Raw genomic sequence first — 21,469 nt, 5'->3', positions numbered from 1 at the left:
TAAAATATTATTTAAACATTTTCTTAATAAACATAAAAGTCCCAAACTTACCAAAAGCACTAAGCGCGTTGCTTACAAGACTCATTGGCTTTAGAATTTCTTGAAAATCGTTTTTAACCATTTTCAGTTCTTCTAAAGCAATTTGTTTTTCTAGGGATAATCTCTTTAAATCCCTATCAATTTCTTCAAAACTTTGATATCTTTTCATTTTGTTTTTTTAAGTTACAATTACTAATCAAAAAATATTTTAGATATTTTATAAATTACTTTTTTATCAAAATATTTTCTAAAAAGATAAATTATTATAGCAATAACTAAAAAAAATAATCCTACAAATAAATAGCCCAATGCTATATTTTCTAGATAGTCTCCCAGTGCAATTGCACTAGAAACTGCCAAAAAAACAAACCCTAAAACAGCCAAACTTCCTATAAAAAAAAGTTTAACAATCATGCTTAGGGTTAAGGCTGTAACCTGAAAAGCTTTTAATTTTGTATGCTCTAAAGTTTTAGAAGCATACTCTTTACCAATGTTGGTGCCTTTATCTGCAGAATTTTGTAAATTATCGAATATGCTCATTTATTAGGCAGATTTTTGTAATTTCTTATTTTGCTCTTTCAACTCTTTTAATTTTTTTTCTAGTGTAGAAATAACATCTTCTGCTTTATGACTAACATTAGAGACTACTTCTTCTATTTGCTCATCTAAGGTTTCTTTTTTTGTAGAAACTGTTGATGAAACTTTTTCTGTTAAATCACTTGCTGTTTCTACTAACTTTTCTTTTGCCGCCAAAGCTTCATCAGATATTCTTTTTCTAGTTTTTTTACCTTTTGCAGGTGCAAATAAAATTCCTAAAGTGGCACCTATTACTGTTCCTGCTAATAAACCTACTACTGTATTGCTACTATTGCTCATGTTTTTATATTTTTTAATGTTAAACTAATTATGTGTGTTTCACTAGTTCAAAATTACACTATTAATAACTCTAACTTTAACTCTATAAGTTCTATTATTAACGCAAACAAAAAAAACACCTCAAAATGAGGTGTTTTCCTAAAAAACAAAAAATCACTAAAGTGCATACCGTTGAGGTCCTCCCCTACGGATATCTTCATTGGCAACTTGTTCAAATTGCTTAAAATTATTTCTAAAAGCATTAGACAATTTAAAAGCGGTTTTGTAATAAGCTTCATCATTGTTCCAAGTTGCTCTAGGGCTTAACAATTCTGTTGGTACTCCTGGGCAAGATCTTGGTTGTGCAACGCCAAAAACAGAATGAATATGATAATCTTCATAAGTATAACTACCTAAATCACCATTTAAAACTGCATTAATCATTGCTCTAGTATATTTTAAAGGCATTCTTCTACCTACTCCATACTGACCACCAGACCAACCGGTATTAATCAACCAAACATTTACTCCTGCATCTTTCATCTTTTTACTTAGTATTTCTGCATATCTTGCTGGATGCAAAGGCATAAACGGAGCACCAAAACAAGCAGAAAAACTTGGTGTTGGCTCTGTAACTCCTGCTTCTGTTCCTGCAACTTTTGCGGTATAACCAGATATAAAATGATAAGCCGCTTGGTTAGGCGTTAATTTAGATATTGGAGGCAAAACACCAAAAGCATCTGCTGTTAAAAAGAAAATATTCTTAGGATTTTTACCTATGGATGGTTTTTGTATATTATCTATATGATAAATAGGATAACTAACTCTTGTATTTTGGGTAATAGAAGTATCTGCAAAATCTACAGCACCTTTATCGTCTAAAACTACATTTTCTAAAATTGCACCTTTTTTAATCGCTGCAAAAATTTCTGGTTCTTGTTCTTTTGATAAATTAATCACTTTTGCATAACAACCGCCTTCAAAATTAAATATGGTATTTTCTGCGGTCCAACCGTGCTCGTCATCACCTATTAAGCTTCTTTCTGGGTCTGTAGATAAGGTTGTCTTACCGGTACCAGATAATCCAAAGAAAATTGCAGTATCGCCATTTTTACCCACATTTGCAGAACAATGCATTGGTAAAGTATTTTTGTACACTGGTAAAATAAAATTTAAGGCAGAGAAAATTCCTTTTTTAATTTCTCCTGTATAACCTGTTCCTCCTATCAATGCTATTTTTTTGCTAAAATTTAAAATAGCAAAATTATGTTGACGTGTACCATCTACTGCTGCATCTGCCATAAAACCAGGCGCATTAATGATGGTCCATTCCGGAGAAAAAGTTTCTAACTCATTTTCTGTAGGACGTAAAAACATATTATATGCAAACATATTAGTCCACGGATGCTCATTAATAACTCTAATATTTAATCTGTAATTTTGGTCGGCACACGCATAACTATCTCTTACAAAAATTTCTTTTTCTGATAAATAATTAACTACTTTATCATACAAAGCATCAAATTTTTCAGATTCAAAAGGAATGTTTATATCACTCCACCAAACCTCATCTTTGGTAACTTCATCTTTTACAATAAATCGATCTTTTGGAGACCTTCCTGTAAACTCGCCTGTATTTACAGCAATTGCTCCTAAAGAAGAGACAATACCTTGTCCTTTTTTAACAGTTAAATCATGTAACTCATCCGAAGTTAATTGATAACGAACTGTTGCATTCTTGATTCCTAGATTATTTAACGAAATCGATTTCGTATTTGTATCTACCATATCAATATTTTTAATTATTTATAGATTAATTAACCACAAAATTACACATTATTTTTAAATGACATTGTTTTTTAAACTAAAATTAGCTATTTGTTATTATTTAAGCTCTTTTTTACGAATATGGTAATCATAGAAATCCAGCCAATAATTAAGGTCAATCCGCCTAAAGGAGTAACAAACCAAATAGATTTTGCAGTAATTGATGTTAAATGAATCGCGTAAATAGAACCTGAAAAAAGTAGAATTCCTAAGAAAAAGAGATAACTAATCTTATTTTTTTGAGAAACACTAAACCCTTCGTAAATATTTACAAATAACAATACAATTACATGAAACATTTGATAGCGTACACCTGTTTCAAAACTAGATAATTCTATAGCTGATAAAATATCTTTTAAAGCATGTGCACCAAAAGCGCCTAAAATAATCGCTAACATTCCTAAAACAGAAGTAATAATTAAATTTTTAAACATATTTATTTGTTTTTGTTAAATTTTAAACAAAATTAGTATCTTCGTAAGAACACAAAAATAGGTTTTATTCATGAAAAACATTCTAATTATTGGTGCAGGAAAATCAAGTTCTTTTCTAATAAAATATTTACTAGAAAAATCTGATGAAGAAAACTTACGAATAATTATTGGAGATATTACTACCAAAAATGCCGAAAAGCTGATTAACAATCATAAAAATGCCAAAAGTGTTGTTTTAGACATCTTTAAGACTAAACAACGCCAAGAACTTATTAAAAAAAATGACCTTGTTATTTCTATGTTACCCGCAAGGTTTCATATAGAAGTTGCAAAAGATTGTATTCTTTTTAGCAAACACCTAGTTACAGCTTCTTACATATCCGAAGAAATAAAAGCTTTAGATGAAGCTGCAAAAGCTAAAAACCTAGTGTTTATGAATGAGATTGGCTTAGACCCAGGAATAGACCACATGAGTGCCATGCAAGTACTAGATAATATAAGAAACAAAGGTGCAAAAATGTTATTATTCGAATCTTTTTGTGGAGGATTGGTGGCTCCTGAAAGTGACAACAACTTATGGAATTATAAGTTTACTTGGAACCCTAGAAACGTGGTTTTATCAGGTCAAGGAGGCGCTGCAATGTTTATTCAAGAACATACTTACAAGTACATTCCGTATCATAAATTATTTAGACGAACAGAATTTTTAAAGATTAATAATTCTAAATACGAAGCCTACGCAAATAGAGATTCTTTAAAATACAGAAGTATTTACGGCTTAGACAATATACCAACTATGTACAGAGGAACCATTAGAAAAGTAGGCTTTTCTAGAGCTTGGAATATTTTTGTGCAATTAGGTATGACAGATGATACGTACACCATTGAAGATTCTGAAAACATGAGTTATAGAGATTTTGTAAACTTATTTTTAGCCTATTCTCCTTCTGATTCTGTAGAATTAAAGTTACGTTCTTATTTAAAAATTGATCAGGATGATGTAATGTGGGAAAAATTAATTGAGTTGGGTATTTTTAACGCCAAGAAAAAAATTGGACTTAAAAACGCTACTCCTGCTCAAATACTTCAAAAAATATTAGAAGATTCTTGGACTTTGAAAGAGCATGATAAAGACATGATAGTAATGCAACATCTTTTTGGGTATGAAATAAACGGAGAAAAACATCAAATAGAAAGTAGTTTAACCGTTACTGGAGAAAACCAAACCTATACAGCAATGGCTAAAACAGTAGGTTTACCGGTAGGTATTGCTGCATTAAAAATTTTAAAAGGAGCAATTAAAACTCCTGGAGTACAACGCCCAATAACCAAAGAAGTGTATAAACCTATTTTAAAAGAATTAGAAAATTACGGAATAAAATTTTTAGAAAAAGAAGTCCCTTATTTAGGGTATAATCCTAATCATGTATTTGGATAAAATAATAGTATCATGAGAGAGAATGACGAAGTAGCTTATTTATTTAAAGGTTGCTTCGTTTCTCTCAATGATATAAAACACATTACATTTTTAAATAAAAATCCTTTGTTAGATTCATATACGCTTCTGTATATTGATGGCGCTTTAGTTCTATAATTAGGCTTTCTTCTTGCACTTCGGTTACATCAAAAGAAAACTCCATTAAACATCTTTTAATTTCTGAAGTTTCATTTCCTTTTACCCTACAAACTCTATGTAAAAACAAATTATTCTCTTCCGCTAAAGCGATAAAAGCTTCCTCCTCTTTAAAAGGGATAACCACAGCAAACTTTCCTTTTTTTGATAAAATTTTAGAAACCCCAACAAGTAATTCTTCAAAAGAAAGTGAAGACGTAAAACGTGCTTTGTTTCTAGCCTTATCATCAGACTCAAACGCATCTGTATAAAATGGTGGATTAGAAACAACTAAATCATAGGTTTCTTCTTCCTCTGCAATTTCATCTGCAAATTCAGTAAAAGTAGCATTGTAACAATACAACCGATCTCCCCAATCAGATTCTTCAAAATTGACAACTGTTTGCTCGTATGCATTTTCATCAACCTCAACAGCATCTATTGTCATGGCGTCAGAACGTTGTGCAATCATTAAAGAAATTACGCCTGTGCCAGCACCAATATCTAAAATTGTATCCGGATAGTCAGCAACAGAACACCAAGCACCTAATAAGACACCATCTGTACCCACTTTCATGGCAGTTTTATCTTGATGGATTGTAAACTCTTTAAATTTAAATGGTTTATTCATTTCTAATATTAAAATTTCTTCAAAATTAGAGAATATAATTTTAATAATCTTTAATATATACTCTATAAAAAAACACTCATAAAATAGTTTTTATGAGTGCTTTAAATAATAGTAGAAATAATTTTATTTTTTAATAAAACTTTTTACAGTTATAAGACCATTTGCATCTCTTAACTTTATAAAATAATTTCCAGCATTAAAATTGCTAACATCAATATTTTTTTCAGATTGATAATCTTTTATCATTTTAACCATTTTACCTGTTGTATCAAAAATTAAAACAGCTTCAGTTTGTTCTGAATTTAGTTTTAGCTTTAATGTTTCGTTTACTGGGTTTGGATAAAGTAATATTGATTTTTTTTCAAAAATATTGTTTTTTGCACCTAAAGTTGAAGTATTTATTTCCTGAGATTTGCTTATCGCAGCATTAAAATTATTATTTCCTAACTGGTTGGCTGTTATTATAGCAACACCATTACCAACTAAAAAAACTAAATCCCCAGAAACAATTGCAACATTTGTATTAGAACTAACATACGTAATTTGTAATCCAGAACTAGAAGAAGCCTCTAAATTAAACTCATTTTTGTCTGATGGAATTATTATTTTATTAAAGGTAATTGTTTGTTCTGCTTTTGAAATTATTAAGTTTGCTTTTAATATTAAATTCTCATAATTAGCGCTAGAAATGATTGCTGTAACTTCATAAGAACCGGCTTCTGTAAAAGCATTATTTGTATAAGAAACGGAAACTCCTGTTGGTAAATCGCCTACAATCTTTAAAGATTTTGGAGCACCATTGTAGACAAAACTTTCATCATTAAAAGTTAAACCACTTAATGTTGCTTTTGCAATTGTTAGTGTTGCCTTTAAAACTTGATCTTCGTAATTAGCTCCAGAAATGGTTGCTTCAACTTCATAAACACCTGCTTCTGTAAATGCATTATTTGTATAAGAAACGGAAACTCCCATTGGTAAATCACCAGAAATTTTCAATGATTTTGGTGTACCATTGTAGACAAAACTTTCATCATTAAAAGTTAAACCGCTTAATGTTGCTTTTGTTATTGTTAAGTTTGCTTTTAATACTAAATCTTCATAATTATCTCCAAAAATGGTTGCTGTAACTTCATAAACACCTGCTTCTGTAAATGCATTATTTGTATAAGAAACGGAAACTCCCATTGGTAAATCACCAGAAATTTTCAATGATTTTGGGGTACCACTATATACAAAACTTTCATCATTAAAAGTTAAACCACTTAATGTTGCTTTTGTTATTGTTAAGTTCGATTTTAATACTAATTCTTCATAATTATCTCCAAAAATGGTTGCTGTAACTTCATAAACACCTGTTTCTGTAAAAGAATTATTTGTATAAGAAACGGAAACCCCTGTTGGTAAATCTCCTACAATCTTCAATGATTTTGGAGCACCATTGTAGACAAAACTTTGGCTTGCCAAACTAAATCCACTTAATGTTGCTTTTGCAATTGTTAGTGTTGCCTTTAAAACTTGATCTTCGTAATTAGCTCCAGAAATGGTTGCTTCAACTTCATAAACACCTGCTTCTGTAAATGCATTATTTGTATAAGAAACGGAAACGCCTGTTGGTAAATCTCCTACAATCTTTAAAGATTTTGGAGTACCATTGTAGACAAAACTGTCATCATTAAAAGTTAAACCACTTAATGTTGCTTTTGCAATTGTTAAGTTTGCTTTTAATACTAAATCTTCATAATTAGCTCCAGAAATGGTTGCTGTAACTTGATAAGAACCTGCTTCTGTAAATGCATTATTTGTATAAGAAACGGAAACTCCCATTGGTAAATCACCTACAATTTTTAAAGATTTTGGAGCACCATTGTAGACAAAACTTTGGCTTGCCAAACTAAATCCACTTAATGTTGCTTTTGCAATTGTTAGTGTTGCCTTTAAAACTTGATCTTCGTAATTAGCTCCAGAAATGGTTGCTTCAACTTCATAAACACCTGCTTCTGTAAATGCATTATTTGTATAAGAAACGGAAACTCCAATTGGTAAATCACCAGAAATTTTCAATGATTTTGGAGTACCATTGTAGACAAAACTTTCATCATTAAAAGTTAAACCGCTTAATGTTGCTTTTGTTATTGTTAAGTTTGCTTTTAATACTAAATCTTCATAATTATCTCCAAAAATGGTTGCTGTAACTTCATAAACACCTGCTTCTGTAAATGCATTATTTGTATAAGAAACGGAAACTCCCGTAGGTAAATCTCCAGAAATTTTCAATGATTTTGGGGTACCACTATATACAAAACTTTCATCATTAAAAGTTAAACCACTTAATGTTGCTTTTGTTATTGTTAAGTTCGATTTTAATACTAATTCTTCATAATTATCTCCAAAAATGGTTGCTGTAACTTCATAAACACCTGTTTCTGTAAAAGAATTATTTGTATAAGAAACGGAAACCCTTGTTGGTAAATCTCCTACAATCTTCAATGATTTTGGAGCACCATTGTAGACAAAACTTTGGCTTGCCAAACTAAATCCACTTAATGTTGCTTTTGCAATTGTTAGTGTTGCCTTTAAAACTTGATCTTCGTAATTAGCTCCAGAAATGGTTGCTTCAACTTCATAAACACCTGCTTCTGTAAATGCATTATTTGTATAAGAAACGGAAACGCCTGTTGGTAAATCTCCTACAATCTTTAAAGATTTTGGAGTACCATTGTAGACAAAACTGTCATCATTAAAAGTTAAACCACTTAATGTTGCTTTTGCAATTGTTAAGTTTGCTTTTAATACTAAATCTTCATAATTAGCTCCAGAAATGGTTGCTGTAACTTGATAAGAACCTGCTTCTGTAAAAGAATTATTTGTATAAGAAACGGAAACGCCTGTTGGTAAATCTCCTACAATCTTTAAAGATTTTGGAGCACCATTGTAGACAAAACTTTGGCTTTCCAAACTAAATCCACTTAATGTTGCTTTTGAAATTGTTAGTGTTGCCTTTAAAACTTGATCTTCGTAATTAGCTCCAGAAATAGTTGCTTCAACTTCGTAAACACCTGCTTCTGTAAATGCATTATTTGTATAAGAAACGGAAACGCCTGTTGGTAAATCTCCTACAATATTTAAAGATTTTGGAGTACCATTGAAGACAAAACTTTCATCATTAAAAGTTAAACCGCTTAATGCTACTTTTGTTATTGTTAAATTTGCTTTTAATACTAAATCTTCATAATTATCTCCAAAAATAGTTGCTGTAACTTGATAAGAACCTGCTTCTGTAAAAGAATTATTTGTATAAGAAACGGAAACTCCTGTTGGTAAATCTCCTACAATCTTTAAAGATTTTGGAGCACCATTGTAGACAAAACTTTCATCATTAAAAGTTAAACCGCTTAATGCTACTTTTGTTATTGTTAAATTTGCTTTTAATACTAAATCTTCATAATTATCTCCAAAAATAGTTGCTGTAACTTGATAAGAACCTGCTTCTGTAAAAGAATTATTTGTATAAGAAACGGAAACGCCTGTTGGTAAATCTCCTACAATCTTTAAAGATTTTGGAGCACCATTGTAGACAAAACTTTGGCTTTCCAAACTAAATCCACTTAATGTTGCTTTTGAAATTGTTAGTGTTGCCTTTAAAACTTGATCTTCGTAATTAGCTCCAGAAATGGTTGCTTCAACTTCATAAACACCCACATTACTTAAATTATTATTTGTGTAAGTAACTGAAGTGCCTGATGGCAAACATTCTGTTATTTTAATTGATTTTGGAACCCCATCATACACAAAATTTTCATCTTTAAAAGTAAAACTTTTTAATGTCGCTTTTGAAATTGTTAGTGTTTCTTTTAAAACTTTACTAATATAATTAGCCCCAGAAATAGTTGCTGTAACTTCATAAGAGCCTACATCTGTATGATTATTATTTGTATATGAAACGGAAACCCCTGTTGGTAAATCACCTACAATCTTTAAAGATTTTATTGTTCCATCATAAACAAAACTTTCATCTTTAAAAGAAAAATCGTTTAATGTTGCTTTGATTATTGTTAGGTTTGCTTTTAATATTAAATCTTCATAATTACCTCCAGAAATGGTTGCTTCAACTTCATAAACACCTGCTTCTGTAAATGCATTATTTGTATAGGAAACGGAAACTTCCGTTGGTAAATTACCTGATATTTTAAGCGATTTTGGCGTTTCATCATACACAAAAACCTCATCTTCAAAAGACAAATTATTAAGCGTTAACTTAGCTATTGTTAAAGTTGCTTTTAAAATTAAATCTTTATAATTCTCTTTTGAAATGGTAGCTACAACTTCATAAACACCTGCGTTGGTTTTATTATTATTTAGATAAGAAACTGAAGTACCAGTTGGTAAAACTTCCGAAATTAAAATAGATTTTGAAACCCCATCATAATCATAGTTTTTATCACTTAGAGTAAACCCGCCAAAGACTGCCTCATTAACGATTAAATTTGCTTTTAAAACTAAATTAACATAATTATCCCCTGTAATTAGCGCAAATGCTTCTTGTTTACCTGCATTTGTTCTTGTATTTAAAACATAATTAATAGACGTTCCATTTGGTACACTACCTACAATTGTTATTTTCTTTTCTGTTCCATCAAATGTGAAAATTGCATCAGAAAAAGAAACACCTGTAATTGTAGCTTGGGTTACTTTTAGATTAGCTGTTAAAACTACATCTTGAAAATTTGGTCCAGAAATAGTTGCTGTAACCTGTTTTGAGCCAACATTTGTTAAACCATTATTTGTATATGAGACACTTGTTCCACTTGGTAAGTTTCCTTCAATTTGCAACGTCTTTTCAGTTCCATCAAAAGTAAAAGTTGCATCAGAAAAAGTAATGTCATTACTCGCAGTATTTACTATTTTTTTAACCTTAACTGTATACTCTACTTTCTGAGATTCATCTTCAGACAAAAGCTCGTAAACTACATCATTAGAAAAATCTAACGTATTATTAGATGAAACTTGCAAAATTTTATCTATATAGATTTTCCCGTTATTTGTGGTTGTAAAAACAGGTGTTAAATTTGTTATATCTACGGTAGATAATACTTCTATATTAATTGTATTATTAGCTATTGAAGTGCTTTCTATAGAAACTCCTTGAAATGAAAAACTACTAATTTCTGCTTGTGAACTAAGTATTGGTGCAGCAATACTATAAGATTGAAATGCGCCTCCAATATTTTTATTTATTTCAAAAATTTCTGTTTTTGGAACATCAATAATTAAATCGTTTGTGCTATCATAAATTTTAAAGTTGATAGTTTCTGCTGCTGTATTTGCTAAAACTGTTAAGTAAGCAACATATTTTTTTGCGTTTGCATTATAAACAACTGTAGCTTCTCCTCTATTTTCTCCATTAACAAATGCCCCTACTTTATCATTTGTATTTGTTAATACCGTTCCATTTACATTTAAAAAGACTGTAAATGTCATGTTATATTGATATGAACTAGCATTTACAGACCAATCTGGTGATTGGCTGTAAACACTAGCTACTAAAAATAAGAATATAAATAATATACTATTTTTCATAAATTATTTATTTTTTAATTAGCTTTTTTACTATTTGCTGACCGTTTTTATCTATAACTTTTACAAAAAACACACCTGTTGATAAATCGCTCGTAGTAATTACTGTCTTTGGTTTAGAAACCTTAACTTCTTTTACTTTTACACCTAAAGTATTATAGAATATTAAATTGGTAACATTTGTATTTCCTATAACATTTAAAATTAATTCTTCGCTAAATGGATTTGGGTATATATTTATGGAGTTACTAAAACTCGCATCAACAGATAAAGATTTTAAACTTAATTCTATTGGCGTTTTTAATGTTCCCAATACCTCATTTGAAACGAAAAACAATTCTTTTGTTAATTCAATATCTTTTTTAGCATTTGATAAAACATAATTTAATTGTTCTGATTCATTACTGAAAATTGAAATAAAACTCATTTGTTTTCCATTAATTTCTTCAATTTTAGAGCTTCCTCTTAACGTTTTATTTTGATCGTATATTTTTACTTCATCAAAACTTTCGTCTGTTGTAATTTCTGCAATTACCCCCATATTAAATTGATATTTAGCAAAGCTATTAATCATGTCTATTGTATGCTCTTGCTCTTTTAACTGCCCTTTTGATGCAAAATTGATACTTGGGTAACTAAAGGACTGCTTTTTATCTGACTTTAACATATACCCTCTATTTGATTGTAAGTAACGTAAAGTTCCAGACCATTCTGCCGAATTTTCATCGTATACAGCAAAACTATATTGGTCTTTAATAACATCTCCATCTGTTGGTTCATAAAATGCTAATGCCTCTAACAAACTAATGTTTCTATGAATAGGAAACGCCAACCAGTTCCATCCTTGTTCTATAGGAATCGATAAATTACTTGGGTTTACCTCATCTCCTTTTAAACTAAGTTTATTTTCTTTAGCTAATTGAATTTTATAGGCTTTGCTATTTTCTATCGTTGTTAAACTACCAGACCAATAACCGTTTTCGTATCTTGTAAATTGAGTGCCGAACTTAACAATGTCTCCATCTGTAAGGTCTAAATCGTTAAAGGTTTCTGTAACATTGTTAAATCTATCATCTTCAACAAAGAAAGAACTCCAAGTCCAACCTTTATTTAAAGAAACCACTTGTTCAGAATATTTTCCTGCATCAAATATTGCAGGATTCGATTTAGTACCAATAATATTGTTTTCTAAGAAAATTGCAGATGCATTTCCATTAATAGTTGCCACTCTAGTTTTACCATTTAAGGCATCCCAAATTTTAAAAGTAACCACTTCGTTTGCGCTTACATTACTATACATTGTTAAAAATGCATAATAAGAATCGTAACCTCTGTCATACGCTAAATAAGCTTCTCCTCTTTTTTCACCATCTACAAAAGCACCAACTTTAGTATAGGTATCTCTAGAGAAATTATTGTAGATTTTTACCTGACTAATAATATTCATACTGTAAGCAAAATCAGCCGGATTTACAGACCAATCTGGAGCATCTTGTATTACTCTTAATTCAAAATCTAATCTATCTGTATATCCATTATCTAAATTTAAATAGACAGTAGCATTGTATGTCCCCATAGCTAATTCATTATCTATATTAAATTTTAATTGCTTTATAGAATTTGGTCCAACAGTACCAGAACTAGCAGAAACTGTCATATAGTTTGGCATCCCAGATATTGTAAAATCTTTATTGTTACCTCCTTTATTAACAACATCCATTACAAAATCATAGGTTTCATCAACTATTTTTTCTGATGCAATTGTTTTTGTACCATCTTGTGTAAACCAATTCACTTCTTGCCTGTTTACAAATGCAGAGAAACTTAAAGGTGACAATTGTTTGTTAAAATGATTATCGTACATATTTGCGACAGAAACGTCTAATATTTGTCCTTCAAACAAGCTCCATTCTTCTTCTGTTAATGTTGGCGAAATAATCATCTCATCACCATTAATAATAGTTGTATATGGTATGTTTGTGTATTTAAGAACTGGCTTAATTGCTGGTGAATCTTCTATAAACTTACGAGCATTACCATTTAATAAACTTACAAAACCTAATGTAGTTCCATCTCCTTTTCTAATATTATAACGAGGTCCTTTGTCTGCAACCGTTGCTTCTTCTTCATTAAAATTCACATACATTAATAAACCAGCAGTTTCTCTGTCTAATTCAAAATAACGATCTCTTTTAATTTGTTCGAAGCTTCTGGCAGAGTTCCAAACTCTAAATTCATCTAAATTACCTGTAAAATAATTTTCGATAGTTTCTGTTGGCAAACCTGTTACAATTCCATCATTATCTACAGGAATATGTCTATTAAAACGTGCGCCTAAATATAATTTAGCGCCCGCAATACCTCCAATATTCTGAGAAGAAACAGTAGTATTTTGTTTCCCATCTACAAAAGTATTTAAACTACCTCCTCTTTTAACAATCAATGCAATGTGATGCCAATTAGAATCTGTAATAGCATTTGTAGTTAATTTATAATCGACACCTTCTGTTTTTAAATTTAAAGTTCCGTTTTCTAGTAAGCTAATATCCCATTTATTTCTAAAACCGTTTGTTAATTTTGGTTCACCAATATTATCTGTTCCTGTTCCGTTTCCAAAAATTGTTCCAACATCACCAGCAGCTGCTTTTACCCAAAAAGAGATGGTAATATCTTCGTAATTTGTGGGTTGAACATAACCTACATTATCAAAAGTTAAGTAACTATTATTGCTAAACTCATATCCTTGTCCTTTTGGTTTAATGGTCCAACTTAAATTAACATTTGCACTTCTTGCACGTACTTTTTCTGTAGCCAAAGCTCCATAACCCTCGTTTAAAGGCCAATATCCTAAAAGCTTTAACTCTTTACCTGTTAATGTAAAATCTTTTTCTGCTGCTGCTTGTGCAGAAGTTGTTGCTTTGTTCCAAATACGAAGGTCATGAACGTTCCCTTTTATACCTGTTCCTCCAAAAAGAATTGGGTTGTTATTATTAAAAGATAATTCTTTCTCTAATGCTACCGTTTTTAAAACTTTTCCGTTTTCTAAAATTTCTAAATAAGGATTTGAACCATCTCCATAAATTAATGAATAGAAATTATATTGCGATGCATCAATTGTAGCTTCAATAGATTTACCATCTAACTCAAACAATAGGCTTGTTCCGTTTAAAGTAACTTTTGGACCTTCTTCTTGGCTTACCAGTACACCATTACTGGTTTCATCGAAATCTAACCAAAACTGAAAACTAAATGCTTTAGACAACAAGTTTTGTTTTGGAAGCTCTATTTGATTTATAGAACCATCTAAAGCAACACTTACACTATGGTCTATTTTTTGTTGATTTTGTAAACCTCTTAAGGTGATATTTGTAGAAATATGATTATTAATTTCTTCGTTAAAACGAACCTTAATATCTTCTCCAATATCTAAAATACCATCACTTGGTGAAGGTGTACCAAAAACAACTGGTGGTGTAAGATTAATTGTTCCTTTTACAATATCAGACTCAAAAGAAACGTCGTCTGTACAAAATGCAATGGCTCTTATTTCGTAAGTTCCATCTGCTATATTTGTACCTACAATATCCCAATCGAAAGTAAATTTAGTTTCAGAATCTATGACAACTCCTTTAGGATCTGAAGCATCATCTTTTAATTCTTGGCTACCATAATAAGTTTTAAACTTTGTCCAACTAGATGCATTTTCATTTCTATACTGTAACGTAATTTTTCTAAAACCAGCAAAATCTGTATTAAAATCTGTAAATGTTATAGGCAAAGCATTTGTGCCTAACAAATTACCTTCTGTATCATAATTAAAGGCTTCTGTTCTGTTATAAATCCAATTAGATTGTGGCGCAGAAAGACTAACATTACTACACGATTTTTTAAACTCTACAGTAACATCTACAAACGCATCCGAATCATTTAAATCATTACAAGGGTTTGCTAAATAAACTCTAATATTTTCATAATTATACACATCTGAAGATGAGTTTTTAGTAACTATAAAAGGTATTTCTACAGTTTCATTATAAGGTAAAAGTACAGAAAAACCATTTTGGTCTATGTTTGTATTTGCACCATTTAATGTCGTTTGATCTACATAAATTATGTGCTCTAAATCTGTACCTGTATCACTTAAATTTTTAAGTTGTAAAGTAAAAACGGCACCTACACTTTCTGCTAAATTTGTAATTAAAGTTTTGTTTACTTTTAATTCTGGTTTAAACACACTTGTTGTTCCTTCAGATAATTTCTCTCCACCTTCTCCAACAGTATTAACATCGTAACCTGCTTTTTTATAATAGTTAGAAAATGTTGGCCCTTCAAAAGGACAAGAAGTTGCCCCACCTTTTGTGATAAAAACGGGTCCAGAACCATCAAATGTACTTACAACATCTACACTTAAAACATTGGCTTGGTCGTTGTCTTTTAAAGTATAAGAAATAGTAGAGGTAAATTCTTTATCAAATTGTTCTGAATTTGTGCTTACACTAGAATGAGAACCAGCTATATTACCAACTGCTCCAGCATTATTTAATAAAAGTCCTAATTGAATTTTATAATCTTCCGAGAAATCAACCGTTTTTTCATAGGTTTTAGAAACAACCGATGATACTGTTACAGAAGAAGTAAACTCACCAACACCTGCATCAAAAGATTTGTTACTTTCAAAATTGGATGAAATTAAGTCCGTTAAACTATTTAAATAGTTGTTAAACTTTTCGGTTCTTATAGCACTTAAAGCTCCTTCAGGAGTAAAAAACGGTGAATTTTCTAATTCTAAATCTTTAATTCTTTGTTGCTCCTTATCTGTTTTAATTTTAGCAAGTATTTCTGTTTTTAAATCCGCTCTAGATTTTAACGCTCTATACTTATCTCTTTCGTTATCTTGAATTATTTTTTGCCATAATTCAATTTGTTTTTGATAAAAATTAGGCGATTGGTATTCTTTATCTGGATCTGGTTTTACACCAGTACTTAAATTATTCACTAAAGATTCTAAATCTGGAATCAACTTCTCTATAATATGTTTTTGAGAATAAGAAAAAAACGTATTTGTAGGCTGTTCTGCAATAAAATAATCTTTTCTAGAACTAATATAGACATTTACAGGAACACCTTCTTTGTCTTTAGCAGCAACAATAATATGAGGCACTATTGCACCATTTGCTAGCTTAGGAATAGTGTTTGTTACAAACATGTTATTAAATAATCCGTAAAATACATTTTTGGCATTACCTATATATAAATCTCCATCTGCACCTACATATTCTGGGTCATCGCTTGTAGAAATAGTTTCATTAAATTCATACGTTTCTGTTGTACTACCGTTTTTATTTATTTCTGTAGATTTAGAAAAATTAGCTTCAACATCTGCAACAACATTAACTTCATTAGCTATAGAAAAAAACGGTGACCCCGCAGAAGTCTCAAATGTTGGTCCAACACTTACATATAAACCACCTCCAAAGGTATTAGCACTAGTATTCCCATTAGAACTTTCAAAAGAAATAGAAGTACCTTTTTCTATACTTGCAAAACTGTTAGATCCTGGAGGATCTCTTAATATAATATCCGGAACTTCTGGTGCCACTGTAGAAAACGTTGTACCTTCTGCAGACCTACCTCCAATAACGATTCCTTCCGCCTTAAAATCTTCTGGATTGATAATTGAAATTGGATTTAATCCAGATACATTATACTCTATATTCATGGTACTTTTAAAGCCATCTGTTTGTGTTATATTTGGTAAACCTGCTCTAAAAGAATAAACATACTGCTCTTTATTCGACTTTTTAATTAACTGAACAGAGTTATCGTCTGGGTTTGTACTTGCTATATTATTCGTAATATTAAAAGCTCCCTCATTAAAGTATTCTTTTACAACAATTGCTTCTACTTCGTCTTTATTTACATAATCTTGTGTAACTTCAAAAGCAAGTCTGTATTCTTCTTTTTGCTTGTATAAAGGCACAGCAAGTTCAGATACATCAATAGTAATTTCACTATCATTCGTTAAAGGAAATTTTTCTTCATATTCTTGCGCTACCAAACGCACATTAATCTTAGAGTTGTATCTAAAACTTTTTTCATATTGATACGGTTCTGATGTAAACTCTGTACCATCTATTGCTGTATAACTAGAGGTTATATTTTCTTTAATTTCAGTTACATCAAACTCATCATCTGCATCTAAAAATTTATTATCTATCTCTGGATTACTTGCAACACTAATTCCTCCATTTGCTTTTACGGTATACTTATAAGGAATTAATTTTATTTTATATTCGCCAGTTGCTGCATTTGTTGTTGCAATATAATCTAGTTCATTCGTATTTAAATCTCCTTTAAAAGTAACAGTTGCTTGCCCAATATTATTTACAGCAGAATACGTTTCTTTATTTTCTGGTTCACCTTCACCAACTTCATTTGCATGTTCTTTAAGACCATTAAAACCAAAACCGATTTCTTTTTCTGATTGTATTCTACCTCCAACAACCTTACCAACAACAGTTACACGAGTTTCATCTAAAAACCAACGCTCTTGTATTTGATCTTCATAAAAATCGAATAAGCTAGCGCCCGTACTTGTTTTTTTCTCTGGAAATCTACCTTCATAGGCAAATTTATGCCCATCTTTAGTAATTTCTACTTTATGATTACCAATAGGAACATTAATAGCAAACTTACCATCTACATCTGTAACAACAGGTTGGTTATCTTCATCAAAAACCACTTGCCCATCAATATATAAGTTAGCACCCTCAATACCAATTACCGGGTATTGTTTTAACTCTCCGTTAATTAAATTACCACTTGCAGCATCTACTTCTCCACCTTCATAAAAATATTGTCCTTTATTAAGTGTAATGGTACCATTTACTAAATACGAATTATAACCTGTTTCTCTAATTTCGTTTATTGTTTCTAACGCTGGGTCAGAAATAGGAATCGTTGCAAATACATCTCGAGTGTCATAAACAATTCTACCATTAAATTTAAATGAAGAAACATCTTCATAATCTACTTTGTTTACTACAGATTCTTCTTTACCTAAAAATAAAGTTTGCGTTGCTGGTTTAAATTTATGAACTCCAAAACTTGGTGTTACTTTAAATTGCTCTCCAGAACCAGCATAAGAAATTGCAGAAATAGCATAATTACCATCCTTATCTGTAATACCAAAAACACCCAATTGCTCTTTAGTTGGTTTTACTGATGAAAAAACCGTGTTTGTAGAATTAATTTTAGATGTTATTAAATCGTTTTTATGAAAATTGAAACCAGATTTAGACAAATCATATGCGAAATTTCCATAAGCTTCATCCATTCTGGTGTACATTTCTAAACCAGTTTCACTACCATCTAAATAACGTTTGTAATCTCTTCTTATTTCTGCTGAAGACAATGCCTTACTCCAAATTCTAAATTCATCTACATAACCAACATATCCAGAACCAACTCTAACAAATCTTAATTCTGTTTCTTCACTATTATATGTGGTCTCTTCAGTATTACTATAACTTGGTACAGCTACTCCTTCTGGAACCGTTGCATTATCAAAATAACTTTGATTAATTTCTCTACCATTTAAGAAAACTGTAGGAACTGTTCCGTCTTTTAAAACAACCGCTAAATGCACAAAAGTTTCACTTGTAATAGTGCTTAAATTAGCAAATACATCTTTACCAGAAGCGTCTACTTCTCCAGTAGGATAAGACCCAGAAAGATTAAATCTACGTAAACTGCCAGAGGCTTCTTTTTCTTTAAAAGAAAAAATTAGTTCTTTATTTTCTCCAAAATAATGATACTCTAACTCCAATTCTCTACCATCTTGTAAAGAAATTGAATACGGTGTTAATAGTAAATTTTCTGCTCTTGGCGCAAACCATCCTTCTATCGTTACATTTTTAGCACTAATCAACTCAAAGTTTTCACTTAAATATAAATGCTCTCCTTCATCTTTAAACTCTATCGATGTTCCTTTACCAACTGCTCCTTCTGCGCCAATTGGTTCTGCTAAAACTTTAACATCTTTAACGGGGCTACCACCTTCAAAACTAATGGTACCAGACACAAATGCTGTTGGGTTTCTATACCCAATACCTTCTATAAAATTTACATATTTTTGCTCTATAGAGTTTATACCTTCTGCAAGTAATTTGTATTGGTATAAAACACCGCCTTCTACCTGAGTATCTTCGAACTCAAATACATCTTTACCCACTGTAGCTATTAAGTTATATTGAGCCTGTCCTTCTAATGGTTTTCTAAAAACTTTTACCTTAGTAATATTCTCTTCATTAGCACCAATAGACCAGCTTAATCTAATTTTATCTGGATAATAGCCTTTAGAAACCTCATACGTTTTATCACTAAAAGTATTTGGCACATATAAAATACCAAAAGGAAAACCTGCCTTGGTTTTAGTTTCTACTACCATTGGATACTGAAAAGTAGCACCAATCTGAAACTGAATTTGTAAATTATTACCTGTATTTTGTACTTTTCCCGCACCAGAAAGGAAAGATCCTTTATGGTCGCTTTGCTCTTGTGCTTGAGTTATACTCACCCAAAACAACAAGAAAATTAGTAATTTTCTCATAATATGTTGTTTATGTTTTAATTAGGGTTTGTATTAGTACTTTATGATATAACGTACACCATAACTATACGGGCGATTTTCTTTCTCAAGATTACCATCTCTTTGAGCATTACCTAAAATACCTCCATGACCTGTTGTTCTTTCAATGTTTACAGTATGGTTATGGTTACCTTTTGTTTCCTGCATTCTTTGAGCGTAATTATTATCATAATACCAAGTTGTGTTTCCCCCCTCATTTCTATCAGAACTCCTAAAAGAATTATGATTATTATTTGCTGGAAAACCTTGTGCACCTGGATCATTACCAGGATTATTTGCAAATCTTAAACCATGTACGTGATCTCCGGTTACATTTGTATCGAAATTACCTAACAATATATGAGTGTGAGTTTGTGTTGCTGGTTGTTGAAATTCACCTAAATTTATACTATGTGAATAGTTTGAATTATTAGGTGCACCAGCACCTTTTAAATACATACCACCAAGATTAGGTACATTTGTCAATCCTCCTAAGGCATTACGTAAGTCTGCAAACTTATCATCTGCAAGGCTTTGTCCATTACATTCTATCCAACCTTCTGGCACATCATTAGACAACGATGTAACAATAGTACCTACTGGCACACCATTATCTGCTGTATTTGCATGTCTTGCATAAGGGACGTATTCAAACTTTTGATCGTAAATTTGTGTATCTGTACCATCATTATTTACTACAATAATTGCTTTTAAGTTTCCTTGGCTAAAATTTACACCTCCAAAAGTTCCTGTAACGGCATTTCCGGTACCAATTACGTGTGAGAAAACACCAAAATTATCGGTTTTAATTTGTTGTGTTTCTTGGTATAAATCAGTTCCATCTTGTTGTGTAATTCTAAAAGTAAAAACCATTGTTTTATCTACAATAGCTGCACTGTTATTGTCTCTGGCAATTCCTTGGAAAACCATTCCAGATTGTGCAAAACTTGCTAAACTTATAAATAATAGAATAAATGTAATTTTTAGTGATTTCATAAGATATGGTTTTAAGATGTAAGTTAGTTTCGTTAAATTTTTGTTAACAAAAATATTACGGAAACATCATATTAAAAAAAAAATGTCGTGAGTGGTTACATATTCGGCGCGAACGGTAATTTTTAACTAAAAAACCCCATTATATTATTTATATAATGAGGTTCTTCAATAAAACAGCGTTAAATACGCCTTATCTTTTTTAAGAAATTTGTTCCATAACTTCTTTAACTATACTTCTAGAAATAGGTATTAATTGTTTATTTATTTCTATTTCTTTTCCATTAAAACCAACAATATGTTTTTTGTTAACAACATAAGAACGATGTACTTGTATAAAGGAGTCACAATCTACCGTTTCTATAAACTCTTTAATACTAGAACGTATTAACTTTGTAGAATCTTTTAAATAAATACCTACATATTTATCTTCTTTTTTAGCATATAAAATATCTTCTACTACTATTTTTACATTTTGTCCTCTATCTTTTATAAGAATTTGTTTCGTATTATTTATTTTACTTATTGCCAACTCTACTGCAATAAATAAATCTTTATCATTAAAAGGTTTTACTAAATAACTAACTGGTTTTGTTATAATTGCTTTTTTTATGGTGTCTATATCATTAAAAGCAGTTAAATATATAAAAGGTATTTCTATTTGATTTCCTAACCAAATACCAGTTTTTACTCCTTCAACTCTAATATCTAAAATAGCAATATCTGGTTTTAGCAAGGCTATTTCTTTTAACGCAGTTTCTGCATTTGTTGCTGTTCCACAAACCTTATATTTAAGCGTACCTAATGTTTCTCTTAGTAGTTCTTGAGTTATTATTTCGTCCTCTAAAATGTAAATTTTTAAATTATTGCTCATT

11 protein-coding genes are annotated in these 21,469 nt (G+C 30.6%); 1 reads left to right on the top strand and 10 read right to left on the bottom strand.

Annotation, left to right across the window (positions count from 1 at the left end; translation table 11 throughout):
• Positions 1-7 precede the first annotated feature (7 nt).
• From WHD07_RS13850 to WHD07_RS13830, 5 genes are all read right to left on the bottom strand, one after another.
• Positions 8-208 carry a DUF6327 family protein gene (locus WHD07_RS13850; RefSeq protein ID WP_105047481.1) on the bottom strand — a complete coding sequence of 67 codons (201 nt, stop codon included), beginning with the start codon at positions 206-208 and terminating at the stop codon, positions 8-10.
• 23 nt (positions 209-231) lie between these two features.
• On the bottom strand, positions 232-579 hold the full coding sequence (locus tag WHD07_RS13845) for a hypothetical protein (protein ID WP_343328882.1): 348 nt from the start codon (positions 577-579) through the stop codon (positions 232-234).
• 3 nt (positions 580-582) lie between these two features.
• Complete coding sequence (locus WHD07_RS13840) at positions 583-915, bottom strand: YtxH domain-containing protein (protein ID WP_105047479.1); 333 nt, start codon at positions 913-915, stop codon at positions 583-585.
• A gap of 156 nt (positions 916-1,071) precedes the next feature.
• Positions 1,072-2,682: a phosphoenolpyruvate carboxykinase (ATP) gene (pckA, locus tag WHD07_RS13835; protein ID WP_343328881.1), complete on the bottom strand. Its 1,611-nt coding sequence runs from the start codon at positions 2,680-2,682 to the stop codon at positions 1,072-1,074.
• Between the two features lie 86 nt (positions 2,683-2,768).
• The gene (locus WHD07_RS13830; RefSeq protein WP_343328880.1) at positions 2,769-3,155 is read right to left on the bottom strand and encodes a DUF423 domain-containing protein; all 387 of its coding nucleotides are present in this window, start codon (positions 3,153-3,155) and stop codon (positions 2,769-2,771) included.
• Positions 3,156-3,225: 70 nt separating this feature from the next.
• On the opposite strand from WHD07_RS13830, the gene WHD07_RS13825 reads away from it, so the two are divergent.
• Complete coding sequence (locus WHD07_RS13825; RefSeq protein ID WP_343328879.1) at positions 3,226-4,593, top strand: saccharopine dehydrogenase family protein; 1,368 nt, start codon at positions 3,226-3,228, stop codon at positions 4,591-4,593.
• 82 nt (positions 4,594-4,675) lie between these two features.
• On the opposite strand, the gene WHD07_RS13820 is transcribed toward WHD07_RS13825, so the two are convergent.
• The 5 genes from WHD07_RS13820 to WHD07_RS13800 form a co-directional block, all read right to left on the bottom strand.
• Positions 4,676-5,398: a tRNA1(Val) (adenine(37)-N6)-methyltransferase gene (locus WHD07_RS13820; RefSeq protein ID WP_343328878.1), complete on the bottom strand. Its 723-nt coding sequence runs from the start codon at positions 5,396-5,398 to the stop codon at positions 4,676-4,678.
• 123 nt (positions 5,399-5,521) lie between these two features.
• Positions 5,522-10,975 (bottom strand): MBG domain-containing protein, encoded by a 5,454-nt coding sequence (locus tag WHD07_RS13815; protein ID WP_343328877.1) that lies wholly within the window; start codon positions 10,973-10,975, stop codon positions 5,522-5,524.
• Positions 10,976-10,982: 7 nt separating this feature from the next.
• Positions 10,983-19,583: a LamG-like jellyroll fold domain-containing protein gene (locus tag WHD07_RS13810; protein WP_343328876.1), complete on the bottom strand. Its 8,601-nt coding sequence runs from the start codon at positions 19,581-19,583 to the stop codon at positions 10,983-10,985.
• A 33-nt stretch (positions 19,584-19,616) separates the two neighbouring features.
• The gene (locus WHD07_RS13805) at positions 19,617-20,597 is read right to left on the bottom strand and encodes a tail fiber protein (RefSeq protein WP_343328875.1); all 981 of its coding nucleotides are present in this window, start codon (positions 20,595-20,597) and stop codon (positions 19,617-19,619) included.
• A gap of 199 nt (positions 20,598-20,796) precedes the next feature.
• Complete coding sequence (locus WHD07_RS13800; protein ID WP_343328874.1) at positions 20,797-21,468, bottom strand: response regulator transcription factor; 672 nt, start codon at positions 21,466-21,468, stop codon at positions 20,797-20,799.
• Position 21,469 lies beyond the last annotated feature (1 nt).

It is taken from the genome of Polaribacter staleyi (assembly GCF_038024045.1).
Lineage (GTDB): Bacteria > Bacteroidota > Bacteroidia > Flavobacteriales > Flavobacteriaceae > Polaribacter > Polaribacter butkevichii.
Note: the sequence above shows the minus strand (reverse complement) of the source record. Positions and strands in the feature narration are given on the sequence as shown.

What these genes read in the sequence shown, in the direction of transcription:
- WHD07_RS13850 (WP_105047481.1), bottom strand. Translation starts at nt 208, where the DNA reads ATGAAAAGATATCAAAGTTTTGAAGAAATTGATAGGGATTTAAAGAGA.
- WHD07_RS13845 (WP_343328882.1), bottom strand. Translation starts at nt 579, where the DNA reads ATGAGCATATTCGATAATTTACAAAATTCTGCAGATAAAGGCACCAAC.
- WHD07_RS13840 (WP_105047479.1), bottom strand. Translation starts at nt 915, where the DNA reads ATGAGCAATAGTAGCAATACAGTAGTAGGTTTATTAGCAGGAACAGTA.
- pckA (WP_343328881.1), bottom strand. Translation starts at nt 2,682, where the DNA reads ATGGTAGATACAAATACGAAATCGATTTCGTTAAATAATCTAGGAATC.
- WHD07_RS13830 (WP_343328880.1), bottom strand. Translation starts at nt 3,155, where the DNA reads ATGTTTAAAAATTTAATTATTACTTCTGTTTTAGGAATGTTAGCGATT.
- WHD07_RS13825 (WP_343328879.1), top strand. Translation starts at nt 3,226, where the DNA reads ATGAAAAACATTCTAATTATTGGTGCAGGAAAATCAAGTTCTTTTCTA.
- WHD07_RS13820 (WP_343328878.1), bottom strand. Translation starts at nt 5,398, where the DNA reads ATGAATAAACCATTTAAATTTAAAGAGTTTACAATCCATCAAGATAAA.
- WHD07_RS13815 (WP_343328877.1), bottom strand. Translation starts at nt 10,975, where the DNA reads ATGAAAAATAGTATATTATTTATATTCTTATTTTTAGTAGCTAGTGTT.
- WHD07_RS13810 (WP_343328876.1), bottom strand. Translation starts at nt 19,583, where the DNA reads ATGAGAAAATTACTAATTTTCTTGTTGTTTTGGGTGAGTATAACTCAA.
- WHD07_RS13805 (WP_343328875.1), bottom strand. Translation starts at nt 20,597, where the DNA reads ATGAAATCACTAAAAATTACATTTATTCTATTATTTATAAGTTTAGCA.
- WHD07_RS13800 (WP_343328874.1), bottom strand. Translation starts at nt 21,468, where the DNA reads ATGAGCAATAATTTAAAAATTTACATTTTAGAGGACGAAATAATAACT.